This is a genomic window from Bacillus sp. FSL W7-1360 (genome assembly GCF_038592975.1).
Lineage (GTDB): Bacteria > Bacillota > Bacilli > Bacillales > Bacillaceae_D > Shouchella > Shouchella lonarensis.
This window is the reverse complement of sequence record NZ_CP151950.1, coordinates 1,938,778-1,963,167: the sequence shown is the minus strand read 5'-3', so window position 1 is coordinate 1,963,167 and position 24,390 is coordinate 1,938,778. Positions and strand designations below refer to the sequence as shown.

Genomic DNA, 24,390 nt, shown 5'->3' with positions numbered 1-24,390 from the left:
CTTGTCACTTACACAAACGTTGCGTTTAGACTTTGAAAATGGCACACGAAAAGAAGTTGGTAGCGGACAAGACTATTATTTAGTGGATTTTGACACGGGCAGTCCTCAACCCTCAACAAATTACCAAACGTTTGAAGGTGTGGACGGTGCACTAGACATGGGGACGACCTTTGGCCCTCGAACCCTTACCGCCACTTTTTTGATTACTGCTAGAGATGATGTTGACTATGTATTGTTACAGCGGGAGATTTGGCAACTATTTTTTCAACGGGAAGCTTATTACATCACATGGTCGGAGATGCCAGGCATGCGATGGCTTGTGCACTTGAAGCCGTTTGAATATACAAGGATCAATCTGCTAGATGCCACAATTACAATTGAATTTAATGCTTTTCAAGGTTATGCCGAGTCGGTTGGTACGACACAAGACGCGTTTACGTTTGATTCGGCATTATGGCAGACGGGACAAGGTTTGATTGGAGACGATTTTACGTACACCTTCTACACAAATAAATTTTCTGTTTACAATGCTGGGGGTATACCTGTTGATCCGAGAGAACATGAACTTGTCATCATCATTAAAGGCGAGAGCGAAGGACAGATGCGAGTAGTCAACCATGATACATCAGACGTATTTGTATATGAGCCGGCCTTTAATAAAGCAGATGAAATTAAGATTGACGGCGTGTATCCAAAAAGAAACGGAATTCACTCAGGAAGGGATACCAACCATGGGCTTATCAGTCTCTGTCCTGGTTGGAACAAAGTAGAGATTCAAGGCGTAAGGGAAGTCTATGCACGCTTCTTGTTTCGCTTTTTGTATCAGTAGGTGAGCGCAATGAAAACAGTCGTGATCACCAATTTCCAACAAACATATGCAGAAATATTAACCGATTTTGATCCTGCTTCCTTTACGGAAGAATGGTCACTGAATAATCAGTGGCAAATACAATTTTCGGTGATTAAGACACCTAAAAACGCTTTTGCCTTTGATTTAATTTCCCATGAGTCAACAATGTCATTTAACGAGCAAATTTTTGTGATCAAGCAAATGACAACAAAAGCAATCGGGGGTACGATTCAAAAGGACGTGACCGCATTGCATATTTATTTTACGATGCAGGACGTTTTCAAGCATGAAACTCGTTCGGGGAAATTGTCTATATCCGCGTGTTTAAGCCATTTGCTAGATGCCAATGACAGCGGATTTACATGGGGGACGGTAGGCGAGTTTACGTCAGTTGAACAAGAAAATTTCGGTGCAAAGAACTTGCTTGATGGGTGTATGGAGGTCATGAAAGATTATGATGCCGTCATGGTGGCAGACAACAAACATCTCACATTTTATGCACGTGATCAGTATGGAGCGAAGACAGGAAAATACATTCGCTATCGCTACAACACCGATGATATGCAAGCCCAGGTGGACACGACGCAACTTAAAACGCGTATAAAAGGTTTTGGGAAGCAAAAAGAAAACGGCAGTTACTATTTTGCGCCTGTCACGTACACAAGCGAGCAAGCAAAAAAATGGGGGATTCGCGAAGCAACCCCAATTACAGATGAACGGATGACGAATCAAGCAAGTATGAGCGCGAAACTTGCTCGGGAATTACAAGACTATCCCACAATTTCATTGAGTACATCGCTAAAGAGAGATCAGCCTGTTAAAAAAGGCGAGTACTGGGTGATTGTGTATGAACCGATGGGGCTTAAAATAGATACGCAATTGGTTGGTTACAAACAGTATCCCTTTACATCAACACCGCCTGAAATCACGCTGTCCAATGAAAAGGCTACGATCCTTGATATACAAGTTCAGCTAGCAAAAGATATAAAACGATGGAGAGGAGCGAAGCCATGAGGTTAAAGAGGTGGCAGAACCTATTAAGTCGTGATTTACGCAACGACACCAATGACAACTGGAGTGTGTTGGAAGAAACGATTGCACGGCTATATCACGAGGACGCAAATATTCGTGCACGACTGGACAACCTGGTTTTAAATAGTGGCGGTGATAGTCCGTTAGAAGTGGTAGATGCCCGTGTAGGAAGTGACCAACAATTGTATGCGACATTACAGGCGCGTTTGCGGGCGGAGTTTGCGAGGGTTAGGGGCAATACAGAGGATACAAATACGAGATTATTGCAATTTGCGGCGACCGCTTCTGATTTACAAAAGCAACTTAGGCGACTATACGGCGCGGATGAGTCCGATTTGTATATTTATATTGATGGTGATAAGGGTAGTGACAGCGCTGGGGATGGATCGTATGAAAAACCGTTTCGGACGATTTCGAAAGGCGTATCCATTATCCCTATGGTGGTCGCGAACAAAGTGTATGTCGTGTGCACGCCCGCCGTCTATGATGAAGACGTGGTGATTGCCAATACTAATGCGCCATCAATCGAGGTATTACCGACAAACTTAGAAACGCTTGAGGTCGGTAAACCAACAGGGTTTTATGTGCGATCGATTATGGCGATTGATTGCGCCGGTTATGTCCGCATCAACGGGATTGATCAAATGAATACAGCGAATTCTGGTCTAAAGTTGGAAGAAGAACGACCTGTGACTTTGTTTTTTGAGCGTGTAAAATATTATGCAGTGAATCTGTGCCATTTTGCGGATAGGGCACAATCAACAGACAATATTACCATATATGCGAGTGCGTCAAATGGGCGGGTATATTATAGTCACTTCGCAAATCAGTTTGAATGCGTACGTGTAAACTTTGCAGGGATGACGACTTTTAGTCCAAACAATACAGGGCAAAATAACAACCGTGTACTGGTATGCGCGCGATCTATTGTCATGGGCGCAGATCACCCCGTCAAGGCCGACAATCCAGATCGTACTTATGCAGGCGGGCAGATTTTTTAATGGGCTGAGAAGGCCTTTTTTTTTAATGCTTATAAACTAAGAGAGGATTTGATTAAATGGAACACGCATCATTCTTGATTAACATGGAGCATTTGGAAGTAGCCAAGCTGTATTTATTTGGGTCGGTGAAGTTTTTAGATCTGTTATTGCTTTTGATGGTTATCGATGTAGTGACAGGTATTTTAAAAGCTATTCAAAATAAAGAATTGCGCAGCCGTGTCTCGCTGATCGGCTATGCCCGTAAGATTGGCATTTTTGGGATCATCATTCTGGCCAATGTGATTGACGTTGCACTCGAACTAAACGGCATGGTTGTAACAGCAACAGTGGTTTTCTATTTGCTTAACGAAGCGTTGAGCATCGTAGAGAATGCGGCACAGATTGGATTACCAATTCCAACGATCATTAAGGATAAACTACGAGACTTTGAAAAAGAAGAAGAGGAGCGTGAACAATAATGGTCGCAATCAAAAAGGATTTTATTTCATCAAGGTCGAGCAATCGACCAGGACAGAAGATTAAAGCAACGCACATCACAGTACATGAAACAGCAAACACTGGAAAAGGTGCAAATGCTAAGAGCCATGCCCGTTACGTAAAAGGTGCAGATGCACGTCGTCGTTCAGTTTCGTGGCATTTTACAGTTGATGATAGTGAGATCATTCAACACTTGCCAACAGACGAACTGGCTTGGCATGCGGGGACGACTGGTAATCGCCAAAGTATTGGCGTAGAGTTGTGCGTTAATAAAGACGGCAACTTTGAACAGACGAAGAAAAATGCGGCATGGTTGATTAAGAAACTAATGAAGGAACATGGCGTTTCCTTAGGGAATGTCGTGACGCACAAGTATTGGACCGGCAAACAGTGTCCAGCGCGTTTGTTGAAAGAATGGTCAGCTTTTAAAAAATTAATTAAAGGCGGCTCATCATCAAGTGGTTCAGGTTCAAAAAGCAAGAAGACAAAGGAATATGTGCATTTACCGAAAACGGCTAAAACTTGGCGGACTTATAAATTGAACGTAGCGCCTGTGAAAAAGAACTCAGATTGGTCTTTGACACCTGCTCGTTACAGCGGTCTGACATATGAAGTCTTAGGAAAACCATATCCACACGTGGTGACGATAAAAACCGGGCGCGGTAAACGTAATATTTATGTGGCACCTAGCACAGGGGCAAAGGTTTTTCGGAAGTAGCTCATCATCAGGTTTAACTAAATAAGGGATAAAGCCTCTCGGGCTGTTGTTTTTATTATGCGGCAACCTGAGGTTTTGCCTTCTTAGGTCTTTGATTGTCTATTTCTGAAAAGAGGATCTACTTAATTCGCTAACCAAAAATGGTACTCATTGTGGGTTAATTAACAAGTTATGCACACCTTATCAACAAATTTATGCACATATAGGAGGTGATTCAATTCATCCCCATAGCAATAAAAAAGCGCTCACGCACTACTGCGAATATTGTCGTACGAAAAGTCAATTTATTAGCAGGAATGCCAGTTGATAACGTCGAATGACTCAACTGCAGGAAAGTAATTTAGCCGAAACTGGAGAATTATGCAGAAGTAAGCAGAGGAAAGTTGGAAAAAGGAGTTGTGCATACTTACAACGCTTATTCGTCGAGAACTGGAGTTTCCTAGAACTGATTTAGGAGGAGAAGCATAATGGAAATGATAAAAAGTACTTTTTCCGCGGTTTTAATTGCGTCTAGTCTAGTTTTCGCCAGTGGCGCACAAGCTACAGAAGTCGAGCTCAATGGAGGGGGATCACCAGGTCATCCAGCTGCTACGAGCCAAGCAGAGGCTGCACTTGCTGGTCCCGGGATCCCAACTGCTAAGTGGAATGGCGCGATCGAACCCACTGGAGGAGGAAAACCAGATATTGATAGGCAACAAGTCGAGCTTAATGGAGGGGGATCCCCAGGTCATCCAGCGGCTACGAGTCAAACAGAGGTTGCACTTGCCGGTCCTGGAATCCCAACTGCTGAGTCTAATGCAGAGGTCGAACCTACAGGAGGCGGTACGCCAAGGACTGAGTCACATACTTAAGCAATTAATTAGTGTATCGTTCATACAAGTAAGACCTCACTTCACATTTGAGCGGGGTCTTTTTTATGTGTGCCCGGCATGTTTAACGGTTGGAATGACGAACAGAGATGTACATGTGACCGGAGGAGGAGTTCCCGTCACGACAAATTAAAGCAAAAAGCTGTTCCGTTTGGGGCAGCTTTTTAATATGAAAACCACCTGCCACGGACGACAGGTGGTTCGCAAATTTTATTGTTCAGTCATACTAAACCCTTTAGGCAAGATATATACAAACAATGTCACGAGGAGTCCGGCCACAACAGTACCTAACACCCAAGGGAGCCAAGCGACAGACGATCCCTCATCATCAATTACTTTTTGTGGAAAAGTGATTGCTTTGTTAAACAACCCAATATGACTCGCCACAATTTCTGTTGTGATGGCATCTTCGCCGTTGAGAGAGAGGGCACCAACCATTTCATTATATTCTTGTTCTAGCGATTGATTGAACTTTAGTTGATTCACTTCTTCTGGTACGGGTTCTTGTTTCTCATCTTTAGCGGTGTTGTCTTTTAAATCTGGTTGAATATCGCGCGTTTGGTATTCGGCTGGATTTGTTCGCGTGGATTCTTCTGCCCCGAAAGAGAGGGGCGAGAGTCCTGCTAGAACCATCGCCATGGCACCGAAACAAACAATCAAACGTTTAAGCTTCATATTCTTCATCCTCTGCACGTAGCTTTTGTTTCTCACGAATATGCTTGACTACGGGGATTGCAACCGCAAGACACGTGATCGCGGCGAGTATCACCGTACCTGGCACAAATAGCTTTTGCTCTTTATGCTGAATCGACATGAATAGTTCAGCTATAGGGTTGGCAGAATTAAAGTTTGGCAGTGCCATGTCGAGTAGCGGTGCCGTGAATAAGAAGATCACCACTACGCTACCAAGTGCGCCCATCCACGGTCCGACCATATGCAATAAGCGTATTACCCCTGTCGTCGCAAGGACAAGCAGTACGGTAATAATTGTCCATTGAATGGATTGTGCATCAGTCATTGTGTAAATGCTTAAACCGTAGATGCTGATGATGAGTCCAAGTGCGATAGACAAAATCCCGTAAAGTGAGAGATGCACCGGAATAGGCAAGTGTCCGTAGTGATGTGCCAAGTAACCTATTAAGAGACTTACAAGCAAGATCACGACGAGCATCACCACTGGTGGTGTAAATGGTTCAGACGGCCCTTCTACTTGTGTATCTCCAGCAACATTGACTGGATTAGACAAGTGTTTGTATACACTGTCATTGTAATAGCCGTCGTTGATGGCGTTACCGAGGATGGCATTCATATCACCGTGGACAAGTTTTGTCGTGTCAACGCTATTCTTCCAACGCTCGTTGAGATCATCTGATTTGTTTTGCACGGAGGAGACTTGCTTAAACATATCTTCCGTTGATCCGATCAAGTCATCTTGATATTCGCCGAGTGATTGCACCGATTGGCCTAGTTGCTCGATCTCACTTAGGGAGGATTGTTGGCTTGCCTGTACTAAGTTGCCATCTAATCCTTCAATTGGCCCCGCTTCGACTTCGAGTGCGACGCGGCCGTTTCGCAATGTGTCGTCTACATTCCGTGCGCTTTCTAACGTGTTACTCAGCTCTGTACGCACAAATTGTTGTTGTTCGGCGATGTCTTGTTCCAGCGTTCGGAGCACTTCGTTGGTGTCTTGCATCAATTGATTAAATTCAGCTTGTGTTCCCTCTGAAAACTCCTTCATCTTTTCAATATCTTGGTATCGCTCCATGAAAGAAGATGTGTTCTCTTTGGATGCAGTGATCTTCTCGCGTAAATCTTGTGCTGTTAAATGTTTCTCAACGCTTTCTTGTGCCTTCTCGTTGTTGATCTGGTCTGACAAATATAAACCTAACCAGAGATCAAGGCGGGCAAGAGAGGCGTGGTATTGTGTCAACTCGCGCACATTGCGGCTTTTAATTGGTTCATCAATCGGTAGTGGCGCAAGTGATCGATGCGGGTCTCTTTCAACAATTCTCTTCTCAAGGTTATAAATCTCGTTAAGCAATGCATGAACATCTTGTCCAACATGCGCTTCAAGATAAGTGATGTAGCCGGAGATTTGTTCCATGTACGCGACATACTTTGGTACGATTTCTTCTATATTCGTTTGACGTGCCGTCAACTCTGTTTCCAGTTCTCCTAACAAGCCCGTCGCTTCTCTCCACGCATCACGCGGCGCGTCATTCTCATTGTTTACCTCATCGGAGCGATTGCTTTCATCCGTCTCAGATTCGGTTTCGTCAGTTGTTGAATCTTCATCTTCATCTATTGGCGGCGGCGAGGGATCAACTTTTTCTTCGGGTTTCAGTGTCTCTAGCAACGGTTTTAAAGATTGTACGTGAGCTTGGGCCTTCGCTAGGAAATCATCATCTAGGGATTCCAAGCCTTCTGGTTCTTCTGGACGTGTCCGTCCGTTGTTCCCTTGTTCTTGGATCAATCCTTCACGCATTGCTTTAGCTTCAGCGCGCGCATCTACAAAATTGATTGAATTGACGTTCCGATTATACATTGCAATGGCCTGTCGTCCATAAGTAGGCAAGTTATCGACTTCGGTATCAATTGCCAAGAAATGTGTGTTTGAGCTTGCACTAAATTCATTCATACGCCGTCCAAATTCATGCGTGTTTTCATTCCAAGTCTGGAGGTAGTCAAGGACATTTTCTCCTGTATTGTCCAGCTTAGGTTGAAAAGGTTCCTGCCCTTCTCTGATATTCTGTTCTCCTTGTTGTAGTAGCGCTTGAAATTCTGTTGCTGCATCGTTTACAAGTTTTTCGTTTTCGCTATCTGTCGCAAGCAATGTTGTGGTGAGTTCATCTTGATATTTGAGGTAGGTGTCAATGTTTTCAGTTAATGTTTCAAAGGATTTTTGCGCTTCTTCAAGATTGTTTTGGGAGTTACCAGCAATGCCTGTTGCTTCGTCGGAATTCACAAAGAGTCGGCTGATACGTTCACGCTGGCGGTCAATTTCTTCACCAAGTTCTTTTGAGCTTGGCGCGTAAAAGGCATGCATTTCATTTAAAAAATTAACCTCTTTGTCTACGATTTCATCAAAGTTTGTTTGCACCCCGTGCACTTCTTCACTGACATAGCGCCAGTACATTGCTGTTACTCGTCCATTTAACTGTTGTTGCGCGGCTTCCAATTCTTTCTGGACACGTTCCTGATTCTTTGCGTTTAGGTGAGGTGACATTTCGTACCGAATATTCGTGACACTTGGTGCAGTATCTTTGAATGACATAATGTCGGCTGAAAAAGTAGAGGGGATGTAAATAACCGCATCATACTCTTTGTTTTCAATTCCTTCTTGTGCACGATTTCTAATGACAGTGGGCCATTCGTACCCAGATTCCCCGTCCTGAATCATTTTCACTAAGTCTTCTCCTAACGTGACGGGGTCAGAAGTATCATCTTGCTCGTATCCAGCATCTTCATTGACAATGGCAATTTGATCGGTCGTGTTTTTAGGCTGGAACGTCGGCTCTGATCCGATATAGTTAAAAAATACAAACGACAACGCAACAATGACCAAAATGCCGATGAGCAATGTGATCATGCTTTTTCTTATCATAGTATGTACCCTCCTTCGAAAATGATAGATACGTCTATTATGGGGGAAACGTCAGGGATTTTGCAAGCGCTTACGAAAATCCATTGAAATAAATGTAGAAAATAGTAGAAAAAAGAAATAGACATAAGTAAGTTATAAAGTTTTTGTAACATTTCTTATATATCGCTTAAAGGGGGTTGGCAGAGCTGCCAGCATCATGTTATATTTGGTAATGTAAGCGTTGTTGTTACATTTTCATTACATGATCCAATTAGAGGAGGAGATTTACATGGCAGGACATATTGATGCGAAACCGGAAGAGCTACGTGAACAAGCACTTAAAATTCAAAATTTGGCTGAGGACATTGGCCGCATGATCAGTGATTATGATGGGATTATTGGTTTCCTTGGCAGTAGCTGGAAAGGTGCGTCTAACAGCGCGTACATCGAAAAATACGAAGAGCGGAAACCATTCTTGTTGAACATGCAAGAAGAAACAGAAGGCTTTTCTAACATGTTGAAGCAATATGCAAACAACGTCGAAGAAAACGACAACACAATGGCAAGTCAAATCCGCGGATAATCTACATTAGGTCAAAGGCGCAATTTTTATAGAGTTGCGCCTTTGTGCTTACATAATAATGAATGGGGAATGAGGAACGATGTATATTCAAGTAACGATCAATTTACACCATTATAAAAAGAAAACGCTGGATTTAAGAATATCAGATCAACATACCGCGAAAAAATTAATTGATATTGTATGGAAGCTGGAACGATTACCACAAATAGATCGACGCGAGGGCGGCTGGGTGCGTATTCAAAATAAGAAACGTATGCTGTCGGGCAGTGAAGTGCTCGCAGACAGTGGCGTCAGTAGTGGCGATCATTTAGAGATTTTATAGGGGGAAGCAAATATGGAAGAGAAAGAAAAAAAGAAGCGGCTTTATTTAGAAGAAGAAACAGCCGCACGGTTTGAGCGCGACAAAGAACAAGATACATATACATTACGGTTTCAAGCATCAAAGTTACGCTTAACTGATGAAGAAGAACTAGGCGTATACAAGGATTATGACCCACGAATCACAAGAGAATGGTCACGTGTGGAACATGAATTATGTATGACGGTCCGACCGCAAAAAGGGATGAAGCCTTACGGCGCGATGAGAACAGAAACAGACTACAATAAGCTACTCATTGCCCACTCGATCATTCAAGCGGTGATGCAACACACAAGCCCGCGCCTACATTTAATCATCTGCCCTGAAAATTTACTCATAGATGACGGATTACATATATCCTTTATTCATTACGGTGTAGAAGAGAGCTTGCCGCCTTATAAAAAGCAGACGGATGAAAAGTTGTTGGGAGAACTTCGCGCAACGTTACTCGTGATACTGGACGGGGCGCATCGCTTTGAAGAATATCTAAATTACACGGGCACGATCAACCTATCCGAAAAAGCGAAGAAGTTCATGGAACAAACGACTGCCGAAGAATATCTCGAACTCGTACAGGGCTGGATTAAGAAGCATAAATCCGCAGAAAAAGAATTGCAGCGTGTGCCAATCAAGAAGTGGAAAGCACAAAAATGGTCGCTATGGAGCGGGGGCGTCGTGCTTGGACTTGCTTTGGTGTATGTCGTCTATTCCCTCGCGTTTGTTAATCCTAGACAAGAAGCATTTATCGAGAGTGGTGCAGCGTTTGTGGAGGATAATTATAGCAAGGTTATTGACACGTTAGAGCCTTATAGTGTGAATCAAATGCCAGGCCCAGTCAAATATCAGTTGGCGCAATCGTACGTGGCAGTAGAAATGCTAAAGGATGACCAGCGAGAAAATTTAAGAAACGTGCTTGTGACAAGAGCGCCAGAAGAGACATTTGACTACTGGATTGCGATTGGCCGCGGTCAAAACGAAGAGGCAATTGACCTTGCACGTTCCTTGAGTATGCAAGAATGGATCGCTTATGCAAACATCAAATGGCGTGAACAAATCCGCAATGATAAAAGTCTATCCGGCAAAGAGCGCGAGGAAAAGATCAAAGAAATTGATGCGGAGATTGCCGAGTACCAAAAAGTGCGTGATGAAATGGCAGAAGAAGAGAAGTCTATTCCTGCATCTGTAGAAGAAGCGCCTGCTGTGGAAGAAGAACCAGAAGTTGAAGAAGAAGCGCCGGATGGGGAAGAAAAGGAAGATAAAAAGAAAGACAAAAAAGATGATGGTGATGAGTCATGACCGAACAAGCATTATGGGTGTTTTACGACCAAACCTTTCAAAAGATCATCGTCGGTGAAAAATCCGTTTCGATTGGTACGGGTGATGCTGTCGATATGCTCATCTCGTCTGTAGGGGAGACAACACTGCATGCGCAAATGACCGACGACAAAGGTGCGTGTGTACTCACAAATGGCAAGGAAACAATGACACTTGCTCCAAATGAACCGCACGAATACCACGATCTAACCTTTGTCTTGACGAATGCCGCTGTTCAAAAGCAACTGTATTACATTGGTCAACGAAAGACGATCACAATTGCCACCGGATCAGTTGAACAGGCAGATGTGATTTTCCAAGGTGACGAGACAGGAGAGATCGGCACACTCTTTCACAAGTTAAGCGGTGAATGGGCGTTTCAACCGAAGAAAGATGCACCTGTTTCTTCCTATATAAATGGCAAACAAATTGACAAGCAAACGGTCATGCAAGACGGGGATGTTTTGTCTGTTGGTTTTCATTCCTTCGTCATTGAAGAGGGAGACTTACTCAACATCGAAGCACGTACGCCATATGAAACAGACTTGTCCACCGTCGCCAAACCAACATCACCAACGAAAAAGCATTACCCGGTATATCGCCGAACACCTAGGATGGTGTATGAAGAGCCGGAAGAACAAGTGAAGTTCTCCTTTCCAACACAAGAAATAGAAGACAACAGGCCGTCATTGTGGATTACAATTGCGCCACCAGCGGTGATGCTTTTAGTCATGATCTTAGTCATGACACTCATTCCGCGCGGGATTTTTATTATCATTTCAATCACGATGTTCACGACGACGATTATTGTTTCGATCGTGCGTCACTTCAACGGAAAGAAACAACATAAAAAACAAGTCGAGAAACGCGAACGGGTATACAAGCGCTATATGGATGAAAAGCGCGATGAATTGCACGAGATGACGAAAAAACAATCCCATGCGCTACATTACCATTTTCCCGATTTTGAGGAAATCAAGCATATGACGCACCATTTGAACCGCCGCATTTGGGAGAAGACGAGCGCTGATGACGACTTCTTGCATGTGAGAGTCGGGCGGTCTGATATTCCAATCAGCTTTAAACTGTCTGAACCAGGCGGCGATTTATCGAATCGTGATCGCGATGACCTTCTGGAACGAGCCGATCAGCTCTATAAAGCCTATTCACATGTGAAAAATGCACCACTACGCTTAAACTTATCTCGTGGCGCGACCGGATACATTGGTTATCGCCATATTGTGCAACGGGAAGTCGCACAAATTGTTGGACAGCTCGCGTTTGCGCATAGCTACCACGACTTACGGTTTGTGGCAGTGTTGGACGAAGAAGAATACGACACGTGGGCGTGGATGCGTTGGCTCCCGCATTTTCAGTTGCCAGGCAAACATGCACGAGGATTTATTTACAATGAAGTAACACGTGATCAGTTGTTAAACTCACTCTATGAAATGCTTCGGGAGCGCGACCTCCAACAAGAGGACACCGGTAATTTTAGTTCAAACAGATTAAAGCAATTTTCACCGCATGTGATTTTCCTTGTCGCAAACCGCTCGTTAATTGGTGAGCATGCGATCATGGAGTATTTAGAAGGGCCTGATAAGCACTTGAGCTTTTCTGTTCTCTTCTTGACCGAAGAAGCGGAAAACTTGTCGGAGCACGTGCATACGATTGTACAGGCGGTGAATGACAGCGAAGGAGAGATCGTTTTACAAGAGAAAAAGGCAAAGCACCAACCTTTTCACTTTGATACCCAAACGCCTGAAACCAATACCACATTTGCGCGCACACTCTTTGCGTTGGATCATAAGCTGGGCATGATGCGCTCGATCCCAGACATGGTGTCGTTTATGCAAATGTTTGACGTAGATAAAGTGGAAGACTTGCAAATTGGTCACCGCTGGAAAAACAACAACAGTTCAGAGTCGATGTCGGTGCCGATCGGCTACAAGACGAAAGATGACCTTTTAGAGTTGAATATCCACGAGAAAGCGCATGGTCCACACGGATTGCTTGCAGGTACAACGGGTTCCGGTAAGTCTGAATTCCTACAAACGTACATCTTATCGTTAGCGGTCAATTATCATCCCCATGAAGTGGCATTTTTACTCATCGACTATAAAGGTGGCGGGATGGCGCAACCATTTAAAAACATCCCTCACTTATTAGGTGTCATCACCAATATCAATGAAAGCCAAAACTTCACGCTTCGTGCGCTTATGTCGATTAAGAGTGAGCTAAAAAAGCGCCAGCGGTTGTTTGATCAACATACCGTCAGCCACATTAACGATTACATGGACTTGTATAACCGGAAAGTTGCTTATGTACCGATGCCGCACCTCTTTATCATTAGTGACGAGTTTGCGGAACTAAAAGCAGAGGAACCAGACTTTATTAAAGAGCTTGTCTCGACAGCGCGAATTGGCCGAAGCCTTGGGGTGCACTTAATCCTTGCGACGCAAAAACCAAAAGGCGTTGTGGATGGTCAAATTTGGAGTAACTCACGTTTCAAGGTTGCACTCAAAGTACAAGACGAAGAAGATTCAAGAGAAATTTTAAAGAACAACGATGCTGCAAGCATCACTGAAACTGGTCGCGGTTATCTCCAGATCGGAAACAACGAACAATACGACTTGTTCCAGAGTGCTTGGTCTGGTGCACCTTACATGAAAGAAATGCGCCAAGGCGAAGATGACATTGCGATTGTAACGGATTTAGGGTTAAAGATGATTTCGGGCACCCAACCAAAGAAAAAAGAAGAAAAAGGTGTGACCGAGATTGAAGCGGTTGTAAAAGAAATTGCCGCGACAACAGAAAAGCTGGACATTACAAAAGCCGATAGCCCGTGGATTGATCCGCTGGAAGACCATATCTTACAGCCGGAATACAAGTTAGAAGATGGGCACATCAGAGTGCCTATTGCATTAGCAGATGATCCAGAGCGGCAACAACAATATCCTGTTTATTATGAGTGGATGCAGGACACAAACGTGGCCGTATTCGGTTCGGGCGGTTACGGGAAGTCGATGTCAGTCATGACATTGATGTTGTCTATGGCACAAGTCATTAGTCCTCGCGAATTGCATTACTACATCTTTGACTTTGGAAATGGCTCACTCTTACCATTCATGCAGTTAGCGCACACGGGCGACTATACGAAAATGGATGACGACCAAAAAATTGCGAAGATGATGGACTTCATCGAAGAAGAGATTGACCGTCGCCGTGACTTGTTCTTTAAAAATGAAATGAGTAACATCCGCATGTATAACGAGATGGCGGAGGAGCCTTTACCAGCGATTTATGTTGTACTTGATAACTATGACCTTGTCAAAGAAGAATTTGAACCACTCGACGCGCGTTTTGTCCAAATTGCACGTGATGGCCAAGCGCACGGTGTGTTCCTCATCTTTACGGCGACACAAGTGTCTGGTGTCGTGAAATCTTCCCTACGAAACAACATGCCGATGAAGATTGTGCACTACATGGTTAATGAAAGCGATATGCAAACGATACTCGATCAAACAAAGTTTGAAATCGAACCAGTTCCAGGACGGGTGATGATCAAACGAAAAGCAACCGAATTTGCGCAAATGTACTTGCCGATAGAAGGCAAGACAGAGACGGAACTTTGGGCAGCGGTGAAAGCCAAAGTGGCGGCTATCAATAAGCAGTACAAAAAAGAAGACCGCCCACAAGGCATGGCGATGTTGCCAGCAGAATTGACGCTCGAAGACTTCCGTACCACGTGGGCGAAGTTACAAGATGGGCAAATCCCGGTAGGACTAGACGAGATCACGGTCAAGCCAATTTACACACACGAATATTGTATGGTTGTCGGAAGTCCAGGCACCGGAAAGACAAACACGCTCAAAGTGCTATTATCATATGCGCAAGAGATGGAAGAACTCGAAGAAATTGTGCTATGCGACAATCCACAGTTCACGCTGAAGAAATTTATCACACACGACAATGTGCGTTTGATCGCAACAGAAGAAGAGACACTGGCATGGTTAGAGGATTTCTTCACCGAATTCAAAGCGCGCGAACAACTGTATAAAGAAGCGCTTAGCAATGGAGGCGCATTGCCAACGTTTAAACCGATCCTAGTTGTGATTGACGACCTACCGAAGATGTCGCGAAACATCACGGGCGATTTGGATAAACATAGTAACTCTGAAACAGCGAATGCGCTTGCTGAGATAGTCAAGTCCGGCAGACATTTAGGATTGAGGTTGCTTGTGGCAGGGACCTCGGGAGAATTTGCGGCAGGCAACGAGTTTACATCTGAATTAAAAATGACACGGCACGGCGTTGTGTTAGTCAACCCAACGGATCAAACGGTATTCAAAGGACTAAAAAATGACCGCGAAGCGCTGAAACCAGGTATGGGCTACTACGTAAATGGTACAGAGCGCACAAGAATGAAAATTCCAGAGCACGTATAAAAAGCTGTCTCCCGTCTAGTCAGGTAGACGGGAGAACATCCCAAAGGGGGCGAGGATCATGTATGCAGGACGAATCAGAATGAGAGAACGAGAAGTACAACAGTTTAAAGACCAAAAAGAAATGCTTGAAGGAAGAAAAGCACGGCTTGAGAAGGCAAGAACACAATTGTCAAGCAGTGAAGGGACGCTCGACGGGCATGCACCTTTAATCAAAGACCCAGCAATCAACTCTGCCCAGTGGAAAGGAAGAAAGGCAGACAAACACGAAGAATACCGGGAATCGATGAAAGAAGGACAATCAAAAGGAAGACAGCGTATTGCGGATTTAAGAGAACTGATTCAAGACGCAATCGCCAATGCGGATTCAGGCATTCGGTATTGCTCGGCTCAGGCAGGATGGCGAGAGCGAGAATTGAAGACGCTAAACCGCCAGCAACGCCGGTTTGAAGCGGCGAAAGCGAGTGAGTCAAGTTGATTTCGTGGTTGAATCTTTCTGCCATTATGTACATAATGAATACATAGGTGCAGGAGATGAAGAGAGGTGGAGTGTACATTGTTTTGGAAAACATGGTGGAAGACAATCGTCTTGATTGTAGGAATCATTGTATTAGCAGTGGGAGGGATTGTGTTGGCAAACCAACAGAGCAAAACAGGAGATATTGCATTGGACGATGAGTTCACAAGCAAATTTATTGATCGTGATGTAAAGGTGGATGACGGGTTTCATTTCTTTGAATCGGAGAATGGGCATTATACGATGTGGTTTCCTGAGGGGTATTATTTATCTGATGATGCTCAAATGTATGTGAGCACAGATCATTATGAGTGGTTAAGCATGTATGAAAGAGAAAATGAAGAGAAAAGCGATGATGTGTTTTCAGGAATGATCTACGTGATGTATAGGGGTTCGATGACCCAAAGCAATATTGATTCAAAACTACGTCGTTTATTGAAGGATGTCAGTTATAACGATCGACATAAAAAGGTTGAAACCGAAGATGTCATCATATACTACGGTGCCTCCAACTACGATTTAAAAGATAAACAGGCAGTTATTACTGATCCTGAGGACAGTTACGCTAATCAGTATTTTGCCTTGGTTCAAAACAAGAAGGGGGACAAATTTTTAACTGTAGATTATAGGTTATATTGTCCAAACGAAGACGAATCAGCATGTGGTAACAACGGCGAGGAAGAAGCCAGCTTTTTTTATACATTTATTCGTAACATCAAATTTCGCTAACAGGAGGAAATAATATGGCACTTCCAGAGTCATTCCGCAACGCGCTTGTACAGAAACAATATGGTGATATTGATGAAAAAACAATTGAGAAGTTATTGAAAGAGCATAACATTAAGGGTGTGAATCCTAAGGACATTACGGTTTACACGAGTGGTGGCAAAAACATTGATGGAAAAATTGGTGATAAGTCTGGATTTGATGGCGCCGCTGTACACATCTACAACAAGGAATCGGGACGAAATGAGGTTTATTACGTTGCTCGTGGGACCCAACTAGATAGTTGGCACGATATTACTTATGATGGATTGGGAGTAACTGCTGGTGAAGACGACGCTCAAATTGAAGATGCCTTAGAATTTTATGAAAAAGTAGAAGCGAAGATTGCCGCAAAAGTTTCGTCTAAAGATGTAGACAATATTGAACGCTATGGTGATGGGCACTCGCTAGGTGGTCATGTGATTGTGACGTTGGCGTTGCTAGAAAAGGGTTTTACAGATGTTCGTGGTTTAAATGCAGCCCCAGTGCATTTAAAACAACTGGCAAAATTGGATAGGGGCTTTGGCGATCATATCGTTCGTGTAACTGGAAAAAAGGACATCGACTCCCTATCCGAGCAAGAACTCACCGAGCTAGCCAAAAGCTATTATCAAAAAGAAATCAGTAACATTAAACATCTTCGCGTCAAAGGTGAACCTTTGTACGCACAAACGATCCCGTTCACGCAGTATTTTGGGAGGATCACAATGCTTGGTGACTATGGGGGCGTGTCTGAGTTTCCAAACTTGCTGGAAACATACGCAACAGGGAAATATGGTATAGATAAATACCTCTACCACCAAGTATTGGAAGCGGTTTTTGCTTGGCTTGAGAGAACGGGGCGTAACAGCTCCACTGATGAGATTGCTAATGCTATCGAGAATTTGACGATTTTCGATTTGATTGGACTCGGAGTCAGCAATATGCAATATATACCCGCCTTGGCGTTATTGCTAGAAGACCCACATATCAAGCAAACAATTCGTGAAATGTATGCTTATATGGATCAAATGGACTTACACGACATGAAAGTGGTCATTGCGGAATTTTACGTAGCTGAAGCTATATCATACATGACCCCTGATCGCGTAGGCGAATCCTTTTCATTTATCGAGTCCGTAATGCGAACAGACCGTACAGGATTGTTTTATTCTCTATTAAGAGGTGCCCTCTCGGCGAGCGGTGCCGGTAAACGAGTGCTGTTAGCAGTAGATACATTGAATGGCTTCCAGCAGTATCAATTTGCAGCGGAAGATTTTCTAGGTCTAGTTCAAACAGATCACGGCGCGGAGATTACTGTTACTAAGATGAACATGACGAGCCAGATGTTAGCGATCAAAGAAGAGTTTGAAGATGCAGTAAAAATGTGGATGGAAAAGATCATCGAAGAGGTAGAGAAGCAGAAGAAAATCATACAGGAGTATTGGGATCAGGACGAGGAAATGGCAAGCAGCATTAGCGCGATGGGGTAGAAAGGGGAGAAACGTAACATGAAGGTATTGGATTTTGGGGAAGTACATAGCTTCCTTGAAGCTGAAATCAAACGACACGGGGCGATTTTAGAAGCCGCTGCCCGTCTGGAAACCACGGCGGAAAATCTGAAGAACTTTAAGGGCTTGTGGGAAGGACAAGGGGCGACTGCTTTAACGGAACGTTATAACGAGATTCACGTCCCGTCCATCAAAAAACAAAAGGCGTTCAGCGAGATATACGTAGCGGCGCTGAACAAGGTCGCGACATACCTTGAGCGCATGGACAATAAGACCGCGCTTTGGCGTGACTCCTTTTTTACAGATGATATTCCTGATGGCCTGAATACACTCGAAGATGCGACAGAAGAGCTTGTAGAAGAAGTAAAGGGGATTGCGAATTCTATAAGTGATTTGATTGATGCCAAGTCGTATCACATGAATGAACTGCTTGAAGCGACAGCCAGCGCGCGTTGTCAGGTTGATAATTTGTCGGAGCAGTTATTGTTTTGCGATGGTTCGAACCGGACGACGGTACGAGAAACGCGCGACCAGTTATCCGAGTTTGTATCAGCAATAGGGAAGCTGGCGTAGCCGTTAGGAGAGGATATGCGCGTGATAGACGTAGAAGAATTCCGTGCATATCTGGATCGTCATATTGATAAGAAGATGGAGTTGATAGCGCGGCTTCGGGCTTTAGAGCATAAAGAGAGGAATGATTGTCATGAAGAGAAAAAAGTACTCGCCTAAGGATCCTTGCTTTTGTGGGAGCGGCCGCAAAATCAAGAAGTGTCATTCAGATGTACACCCCGATTCAAGGGCGGCGCATTTACTTCGAAACTATTTATCTTTGGATAAGAAGAAGGAAGAGTATCGCACAAAAATAGAGCAAAATAGTCCTTGTCAAAAAGGATGCTTTATATGTTGCCACGATGATTTCGCAATATCAGAAGTGGAGTTTGAATGGATAATGAGAGCAATGAAAAAATGGCCTGCTGAAAAAGTAGAGAGGGTGTACGATATTGCATTGCAGCAGTGCCAGCATGTGATGGAGTACAGCCCTGATGTGTGGAGCCGTTTAGAGGGGGATGCTAATACTGATGTAGAGGTATTAGAAAAAGACGCGTATTACTACGCAAATAGTAGGAAAAGAAATGTTTTTCCGTGTCCATTGCTAGATGTAGAGAATCAGTCTTGTTCAGTTTATAAAGAGCGCCCTTTCATTTGCCGCACGCATGGATCATTCCATTATGGAGAGGCGGAAAATGGAAAAAGATATATTTGTGATTTTATCACTGTTAATGGCCGTTTCATAGAAACGCATCCAGATGCTATTGAAGAGAATATAAATATAGAGAGAATCAGCAACCTTGAGGACCCTTATACGAAAGAAGTGCATTCAAGAAGGCCATACCCTATTTTTTATTGGTTTTATCTTTTTTATAAGCAAACAGGAAAGAAGATAGCCCGGTATAATCATGATAAGCCGTTAAATTTTGATAGGGCTATTGAAGAGTTAAATGGTAGAATATTCTTGGATGCACGTATTGATAGGTTATTAGGTAATCTTGGAAAGCGATAGCTTTGGAAAAAGTGAGGTCTTATAATATGAACGACGTACTACCAGCGGTTATATCTGGTGTAGGCAGTGAAGTTGCTGCAACGATAGAGGCGGTTGAAGAGGTCGTGGAGAGAAAAGAGAACCATGATGCCGCGCCTCATGGTTTATCAGAGACTAGCCTGTTAGGGACTTATCGAGGGGGTGTTTTGAGCAAACGACTGAAGAAGATTGCCGACTTTTTAGAGGATGAAGGGAATCAGTTTGAGATTCGACTCACGTTGAAGGAGATTCCGAATTCTGCTGATGTTGATGAGAAAGAAGAAATCTTGAAGAAGGTTCTGGGATTGTTGATGGATAAGTAGGCACAATCGCTGGTCTTTTATAAGGACTAAAAGAAAGATTAGCGATTGAACTGAAGTTGAGAGAGCGAAAAGGAGATGAAGTACATGGGTGAGCAGAGAATGACATCTGAAGTGCTGGAAATAGTGAATTTGTACTATCGATATTTTTCTACTGCGTGCAAGAAAGCATTTCATACAGCTTGGCTGTATATTTGGGCTTGTGTAGGATTTCTGCTTACGGTGGGGATGTTCGGAATAGGAATATTGAAAGTGTCGGTGGGGAAATTAGGAAATAACTACAGTTTGATACAAGAAATTCTCTTTTGGTTTGGTCCTTTTGTTATCGCAGCAGGGTTTTATTTTTACTTAGTAAAGAGTAAACATTTTGCCAAGATGAATTCAAAGATTATTGGCGTGATAAAAACAATATTTTCCTTCTTACTTTTGATTCTAGCAGGTTTATACTCACTCCTTGTGGCATTTGGGGTAGAAGGTTTAGGGACGGTGATGAAAACAATTTTTATTATTGCTTCACTTGTAGCAGCCGTTATCTATGGTCATAAAAGCCGAATGGCTGGACTTGGCGAGTTATATTGTAATTATTCGTATCAATTTATGTTGAAAGCGTTTAAAAAGATTTCATCCAATCGTAACTGGCAGCTTTCTACGATAGAGAATCGCTTGTTGCCACGGGTGAGAGCTCAGAGAGCAGATGCAGAGAAGCGTTCCTTACCCTCTTTTTTTAGAAATGTAGTTATTGCGATAGTAGCGGCCGCTGTTGTCACTGCGCCAGTTTTTCTTTTTACCGCGGCATTAAATGATCCAGAATCATGGGAGAAATACGGCGTAGAAGGTGTGATGAATATGATTAAAGATTTATCGCTTCAGATGACTATAGTGTTCCTTTATGCAGGGTCCGTCATATATTCATCTCTGCGTGTATTTGAACGCTTCACAGAAGCTGCAAAATTAAAGCGGTTAGAAGAAGTCATAGAAAAACATTTGGATGACGAAAAGATTGAACAAAAAAGCTCATGAAAATGACGGTAGCCAGAGGTATGATAAGACAATATTTACTGGGGGAAATTGAATGAATAAAACATTGAGAGGCACAGTCCAACGCCTTTTGTCAAAAGGTAAGGAAGGTGAGTACTGGGATTTTAAGCAAGAGTGGTATGAAAAAGAAAAGAAGGCAGATTTGATTAAGGATATTATATGTTTTTCCAACACACCGCACGATAAAGATTGTTACATTATATTTGGTGTGGACGATAATTGTAATGTTGTTGGGATGAAAGAGATAGAAAAGCGAAGGAAGCAGGCTGATATACTAGATACGCTTTCTAACATTCATTTTGCAGGAGATAATGTGCCAAAAATTTCGGTAGAGAGTATCGAAGTTCAAAGAGTAGAGCTTGATGTTCTTATTGTAGAAAACATGGAAAAGACGCCGGTCTATTTAAAACAACCATATCCTAACAAGAAGGGGGAAAAGCATAAGATAGAGCAAGGGTGCATTTACACTAGAACTGGTGATAAAAACACCCCTAATGGCGCAAATGCTGACATTCAGGACATTGAGAAGTTGTGGAAAAAGAGGTTAGGTTTATTGAAAGCTCCACTTGAATACATATACGATCGGCTGCAATATCGTGAGGAGTGGAATAAACAAGATAGTGAGGCGGGTTCCTATTATTATAATATCTATAGGCCGGAGTTAGTGCTCGATCGAACTCTCGGTAAGTATGATCCGAATGAGCATCAATGCTATTCTTATGTGATGATCAATCCAGACACATTTTTCTCAATGTTAAAGGTAAAATGTCAAGGAACTGTGTTAACTAAATATGAATTTGTTGGCCTTGATGGTGATAGATATAGTACTCCTGTTCCCGAGTGGAGGTTTAAGTGTGTTAGTGAGGACGGGCTAGAAGCATCATTTGATTACCGATATTTTATTTTCGACAGCAATCTTTATCGGCTGCACCTTTTCTTTTATGATGAAACCAATCATCAAGCAAGGGCAGCACGAGATAAATTCATGGAAGTGGTCCTCGTGTATGATTCGGTTCAAGAGAAAGATGAATTCGAAAAATACGTCAAAAGAAATTACAGCGCTATTGAGGATGGAATAGCTTCTAGCAATTATTATGCTACCATTGGGACTGGTGACAAGTCACTAAACGAATTATATAAAGAACGTCTTCGTACAGGCTATGTTCTGAATAAATGGTTAGAGAAATTTCGTAAGGGACAGTAAATAAAAGGAGACTAGGGTTATAGTTATATTTCCTGTCGCCTTTTACCTCGGCATCCACATGATTTGCTTTTTCCATTATTAAGTGTTCTTTGTGCCACGTCTCTTTCTGTACCGCAAACGCATCGACAACGCCAGTAGCGCACGGTTCGTCGCGGTGGTGCTTCTTCGAGGACTGTCCAATGGTTGATTTGTTGCCCAGTTAAGTATGCTCCACGTCTTGCTCGGTGTATATCTTTGAGTAAGCACCCACAAGATGTTGTACTCTTGCTCCTCAGATTGGGTTGAGAGATTTCTTTTTTGTGTCCACAAGTGCACTGACAAAGCCAATATCTATGTTTATTACGCTGCTTTGCTTCTTTCAAGACGGTTAATCGGCCAAAAGTCTGCCCGGTGAGATCGAGTAGACAGCCGCCGCACGACTTACTGAGTCCACTTCGAAGCGATGTTTGAGGAATTTCTTTCTTTTTCCCACAAGTGCATCGGCAAAGCCAGTATCTTAGGTTATTGCGTCTGTCAACTTCTTTCAAGACGGTAAGTTTACCATACTGATGTCCGGTAAGATCCATTAGTTTTCGATTATGATACATCTCTATTCTTAAACACCCACACGATCGTGTCTTCCCATTTCTTAGAGAATACCCAAGAATCTCTTTTTCTCGTCCACAGCTACACCGACAAAGCCAGTATCGTCTCCCATTTCGTGGCTCTATTCCTTTCAGCACTGTTAATCTGCCGAATTTTTCACCGGCAAGGTCGGTGTATCTCCTGCTTTCTGCGTTCTTTGTTGTCTCCTCAGCTTTATTAGTTGGCGCTTGTCCTGTTAATGGGTCGATTAGTTTTTTAGTCATTTATTTATACGCACCTCTAATGTGTTCATATAAAATTATATTTTGAGCCTAATTTATAGTACGAGGTCTATTTTGTTTGCATCCGCAAGACGTTGTTGTTCCTCGCCTTAGAGAGTTTGCAGTTACGTGAGTGACGTTTCCGCAATCACATTTGCATTCCCAGTATGTGTGATTTGTTGTTTCTCTATTGGGAGCCCTTTTAATGATTGTTAGTTTGCCAAACCTTGCGCCTGTTAAATCTTTGAATTTTCTCTTTGCTGCATCTCCTCGTAAGCATCCACATGCCTTCGTTTCTCCAGATCGTAATGATCCCATATAAATTATTTTTTCATTGCCGCAGGAGCACTTGCAGTGCCAGTAACGGTTATTCCCTCGTGGTTCTGCTTCATTTAAGACGGTCAATCTTCCATATACCTTTCCTGTTAAGTCTATCCTTGACAATATGTCTCCCTCCTTAATAGTTTTAGTATATAAAGACATCTTGACGTTGGGATCTGCACGATTAACGTCGCAGGTCAGATTTATTTATCTCTCATCTACAAGAAGCTCATATGGTTTAATTGGTGCATGGCTGCTCTATTTTAGTCGGTGCTTTTCCTGTTAATGGTTCTATATTAACATAGATCCGGGATTTGTCGGATAAAAAAGCAAACAAAAAAACACGCCAGGATTATTGCTTCCTGGCGTGAAAAGTAACAGGAGATGTACCACACAATACCAACGCTACTAGGGCATAGGCCTATAAACCTTTGTCGGACGAGCAGCAGGGGGGCAGAGCCCCTCTGGCGTGCGCTATTTTTTCGCGATCTTGTGTAGATGCGCTTCAGCCGCTTCGTAGGTTTCAAAGTCTAGCTCGTCCACACGGTCGCCAGCGGAGGTGTCAAGGTTGTAGCGTCGTACGTAGAAGCGCCCGTCGTCATTTCCGCAGTGTTCTTGAACAATGAAATACCCTTCCCGTCCGGCTGCCGTTTCGACGATGGCGAGGAATAAGTCCATGGTCCTTTTGCTAAATTCGCGTTGTTTCATGTGATTCATCTCCGGGGTTTAATTTAACTTACACACTAATTATATCATGATAATAATAGTATGTAAAGTCTTTTTATACCTTTCCGGAGAATTACTTATAGCGTTTTCTGCGCTCCTTTACTTGCACGGCGTACGCTTCAACCTCTTCTTTTAGATAGAGTTTAATCGTACCTGGGCCGGTCCCTGTCTTAAAAAAAGGCGTTAATTTATGTGTTTCCACCGACTGTCTAAAGCCGTCTGCCGATTGGCCTGTTATCGCTCTTGCCTCGTGTTTATTTAACAGGTTTTCCTTCAGATATTCCCTTAGTTCTTCTTTATCAATCATAAATATCACGCTCCCTTTCATCCTGAATTTTACATGACTAATTAGGGA

General features: G+C 43.2%; 23 protein-coding genes. 19 read left to right on the top strand and 4 right to left on the bottom strand.

The genetic code is table 11. The annotated features are described in order from the left end of the window. Position 1: 1 nt before the first annotated feature. The 6 genes from NSQ26_RS10110 (at position 2) to NSQ26_RS10085 (ending at position 4,929) form a co-directional block, all read left to right on the top strand. Positions 2-829, top strand: a complete 828-nt coding sequence (locus NSQ26_RS10110) for a phage tail family protein (RefSeq protein ID WP_499718071.1) — start codon at positions 2-4, stop codon at positions 827-829. Positions 830-838: 9 nt separating this feature from the next. Continuing rightward, positions 839-1,864 (top strand): phage tail protein, encoded by a 1,026-nt coding sequence (locus NSQ26_RS10105; protein WP_499718070.1) that lies wholly within the window; start codon positions 839-841, stop codon positions 1,862-1,864. Continuing rightward, the gene (locus tag NSQ26_RS10100; protein ID WP_499718069.1) at positions 1,861-2,883 is read left to right on the top strand and encodes a hypothetical protein; all 1,023 of its coding nucleotides are present in this window, start codon (positions 1,861-1,863) and stop codon (positions 2,881-2,883) included. The genes NSQ26_RS10105 and NSQ26_RS10100 overlap by 4 nt, the downstream gene beginning before the upstream one ends. A gap of 56 nt (positions 2,884-2,939) precedes the next feature. Then, positions 2,940-3,341: a phage holin family protein gene (locus NSQ26_RS10095; RefSeq protein WP_499718068.1), complete on the top strand. Its 402-nt coding sequence runs from the start codon at positions 2,940-2,942 to the stop codon at positions 3,339-3,341. Beyond that, positions 3,341-4,078, top strand: a complete 738-nt coding sequence (locus tag NSQ26_RS10090) for a peptidoglycan recognition protein family protein (RefSeq protein WP_499718067.1) — start codon at positions 3,341-3,343, stop codon at positions 4,076-4,078. The genes NSQ26_RS10095 and NSQ26_RS10090 overlap by 1 nt, the downstream gene beginning before the upstream one ends. A gap of 467 nt (positions 4,079-4,545) precedes the next feature. Then, positions 4,546-4,929 carry a hypothetical protein gene (locus NSQ26_RS10085; protein ID WP_499718066.1) on the top strand — a complete coding sequence of 128 codons (384 nt, stop codon included), beginning with the start codon at positions 4,546-4,548 and terminating at the stop codon, positions 4,927-4,929. A gap of 228 nt (positions 4,930-5,157) precedes the next feature. Here the strand turns inward: NSQ26_RS10085 and NSQ26_RS10080 are convergent, their stop codons facing one another. Continuing rightward, positions 5,158-5,622 (bottom strand): type VII secretion EssA family protein, encoded by a 465-nt coding sequence (locus NSQ26_RS10080; RefSeq protein WP_499718065.1) that lies wholly within the window; start codon positions 5,620-5,622, stop codon positions 5,158-5,160. Next, positions 5,612-8,551, bottom strand: coding sequence for a type VII secretion protein EsaA (gene esaA, locus NSQ26_RS10075; RefSeq protein ID WP_499718064.1), 2,940 nt, complete (start codon positions 8,549-8,551; stop codon positions 5,612-5,614). Before esaA ends, NSQ26_RS10080 begins: the two co-directional genes overlap by 11 nt. A gap of 268 nt (positions 8,552-8,819) precedes the next feature. Between esaA and NSQ26_RS10070 the strand changes: the two genes are divergently transcribed. From NSQ26_RS10070 to NSQ26_RS10010, 13 genes are all read left to right on the top strand, one after another. Continuing rightward, positions 8,820-9,113 (top strand): WXG100 family type VII secretion target, encoded by a 294-nt coding sequence (locus NSQ26_RS10070; RefSeq protein WP_499718063.1) that lies wholly within the window; start codon positions 8,820-8,822, stop codon positions 9,111-9,113. A 79-nt stretch (positions 9,114-9,192) separates the two neighbouring features. Beyond that, positions 9,193-9,435, top strand: coding sequence for an ESX secretion system protein YukD (gene yukD / locus NSQ26_RS10065; RefSeq protein WP_499718062.1), 243 nt, complete (start codon positions 9,193-9,195; stop codon positions 9,433-9,435). Positions 9,436-9,447: 12 nt separating this feature from the next. Then, on the top strand, positions 9,448-10,767 hold the full coding sequence (essB, locus tag NSQ26_RS10060; protein WP_499718061.1) for a type VII secretion protein EssB: 1,320 nt from the start codon (positions 9,448-9,450) through the stop codon (positions 10,765-10,767). Beyond that, on the top strand, positions 10,764-15,233 hold the full coding sequence (gene essC / locus NSQ26_RS10055; protein WP_499718060.1) for a type VII secretion protein EssC: 4,470 nt from the start codon (positions 10,764-10,766) through the stop codon (positions 15,231-15,233). Before essB ends, essC begins: the two co-directional genes overlap by 4 nt. 58 nt (positions 15,234-15,291) lie before the next feature. Continuing rightward, positions 15,292-15,708, top strand: a complete 417-nt coding sequence (locus NSQ26_RS10050; RefSeq protein WP_499718059.1) for a YwqH-like family protein — start codon at positions 15,292-15,294, stop codon at positions 15,706-15,708. 78 nt (positions 15,709-15,786) lie between these two features. Then, positions 15,787-16,476, top strand: a complete 690-nt coding sequence (locus NSQ26_RS10045) for a YvcA-related protein (protein WP_499718058.1) — start codon at positions 15,787-15,789, stop codon at positions 16,474-16,476. Between the two features lie 14 nt (positions 16,477-16,490). Continuing rightward, entirely contained in the window at positions 16,491-17,984 is a 1,494-nt protein-coding gene (locus NSQ26_RS10040) for a DUF6792 domain-containing protein (protein ID WP_499718057.1), read from the top strand. An 18-nt stretch (positions 17,985-18,002) separates the two neighbouring features. Beyond that, entirely contained in the window at positions 18,003-18,575 is a 573-nt protein-coding gene (locus tag NSQ26_RS10035; RefSeq protein WP_499718056.1) for a T7SS effector LXG polymorphic toxin, read from the top strand. Between the two features lie 21 nt (positions 18,576-18,596). Then, entirely contained in the window at positions 18,597-18,731 is a 135-nt protein-coding gene (locus NSQ26_RS10030; RefSeq protein ID WP_499718055.1) for a hypothetical protein, read from the top strand. Next, complete coding sequence (locus NSQ26_RS10025; RefSeq protein WP_499718054.1) at positions 18,706-19,563, top strand: YkgJ family cysteine cluster protein; 858 nt, start codon at positions 18,706-18,708, stop codon at positions 19,561-19,563. The genes NSQ26_RS10030 and NSQ26_RS10025 overlap by 26 nt, the downstream gene beginning before the upstream one ends. A 26-nt stretch (positions 19,564-19,589) precedes the next feature. Continuing rightward, positions 19,590-19,904, top strand: a complete 315-nt coding sequence (locus NSQ26_RS10020) for a hypothetical protein (RefSeq protein WP_499718053.1) — start codon at positions 19,590-19,592, stop codon at positions 19,902-19,904. An 84-nt stretch (positions 19,905-19,988) separates the two neighbouring features. Continuing rightward, a complete protein-coding gene (locus NSQ26_RS10015) occupies positions 19,989-20,921 on the top strand; it encodes a hypothetical protein (RefSeq protein WP_499718052.1) in 933 nt (310 codons plus the stop codon). Positions 20,922-20,973: 52 nt separating this feature from the next. Further along, entirely contained in the window at positions 20,974-22,143 is a 1,170-nt protein-coding gene (locus tag NSQ26_RS10010) for an ATP-binding protein (RefSeq protein WP_499718050.1), read from the top strand. Between the two features lie 1,640 nt (positions 22,144-23,783). Here NSQ26_RS10010 and NSQ26_RS10005 read toward each other — a convergent pair. Continuing rightward, positions 23,784-24,017, bottom strand: a complete 234-nt coding sequence (locus NSQ26_RS10005; RefSeq protein WP_499718049.1) for a DUF7447 family protein — start codon at positions 24,015-24,017, stop codon at positions 23,784-23,786. Positions 24,018-24,108: 91 nt separating this feature from the next. Beyond that, positions 24,109-24,351 (bottom strand): hypothetical protein, encoded by a 243-nt coding sequence (locus NSQ26_RS10000; protein WP_499718048.1) that lies wholly within the window; start codon positions 24,349-24,351, stop codon positions 24,109-24,111. Positions 24,352-24,390 lie beyond the last annotated feature (39 nt).